The 1,190-nt window shown below is 69.2% G+C and carries 1 pseudogene; it reads right to left on the bottom strand.

Annotation, left to right across the window (positions count from 1 at the left end):
- Positions 1-1,190 (bottom strand): annotated as a pseudogene (locus tag OH705_RS26810) (hemagglutinin); the annotation flags it as partial.

The raw sequence follows: 1,190 nt of genomic DNA, 5'->3' as shown, positions 1-1,190 counted from the left end.
ATCTCGCCGCCCTGGTTGTTCAGTTTGGCCAGGTTGACCAGGGTCAGCGGCCCGGCGGTGGTGATCAGGCCCGCGCCGTTGTCCAGGTCGGCGCCGCCCAGGTCCAGCGCGAGGCTGCTGCCGAGCAGCTTGCCGGCGTGGTTGTCCAGACCCTGGCTGGTGAGGGCGAGCGCGTCCTTGGCTTCGATGCGGCCGCCGTCGCGGTTGCTCAGCGTACCGGCATGAATCTCCAGCGACTGGGCGCCGATCAGGCCCTTGAGGTTGTCCAGGCGCTGGCTGACCCGCAGCAGCAGGCGCTGGTCGCTGAGCAGGCGGCCGTTGCCGTTGTCCAGTTGCTCGGCAGCGACGGTGAAGGCCTGGGCGCTGGACATCTCGCCGCCCTGGTTGGCCACGGTCTTGAGGTTGTCCAGCTGCAGCGACGGCGCATTGATCAGGCCGCCACGGTTGTCCAGGTGGCCGTGGCCCAGGTCGAGGTGGACCGAGGTGTCGCTGAACAGCTTGCCGCCCTGCTGGTCGAGGCCGGTGACCGTGGCGGTGAGTGCTTCGCGGCTGCCCACGCGGCCGCCGTCGCGGTTGTCCAGCTGGCCCGCGTGCAGGTCGAGGGTGCGGTTGCTGCTGATGCTGCCCTGGCGGCTGTTGTCCAGGTGGCCGGTGGTGATGGCTTGTGCGCCCTTGCTGGCAATAACACCCTTGTCGGTGTTGGCCAGGCTGACGCTGGCCAGGGTGATAGCGCTGTCGCTGAGCAGCTCGCCGCCCTGGTTGAGCAGCGCGCCGCCCGTGGTCAGTTTCAGGCTGCCGGCGCTGTCCAGTTTGCCGGTGCTGTTGTCCAGGCTGTGCGCGGCCAGCACCAGCTGGCCCTCGGCGCTGATCAGGCCGAGGCGGTTGAGCGCCGCGCCGGTCAAGCTCAGGGTCATGTCCCGTTGGCTGGTCAGGCGGCCACCGTCGTTGTCCAGGGTCAGGCCGGTCAGGGTCAGGCCGGTCTGGGCCTCGAGGCGCGCTTTGTTGCGGTTGAGCAGCGATTGCAACGCCAGGGTCATGCCGGTGCCGGCGACCAGCAGGCCCCCGTCGCTGTTGTCCAGCGAGGTGCCGGTCACATTGACAGCCGCCTTGCCAGTGATCTCACCACCACGGTTGTCGATGCGGTCGACCTCCAGGGTCAGCGCGCCATTGCTGCCGAGCAGCCCCGCCTC

The organism is Pseudomonas sp. BJa3 (genome assembly GCF_026343815.1).
Classification (GTDB): Bacteria; Pseudomonadota; Gammaproteobacteria; order Pseudomonadales; family Pseudomonadaceae; genus Aquipseudomonas; species Aquipseudomonas soli.
The sequence above is the reverse complement of the archived record's forward strand: the minus strand, read 5'-3'. Positions and strand labels throughout refer to the sequence as shown.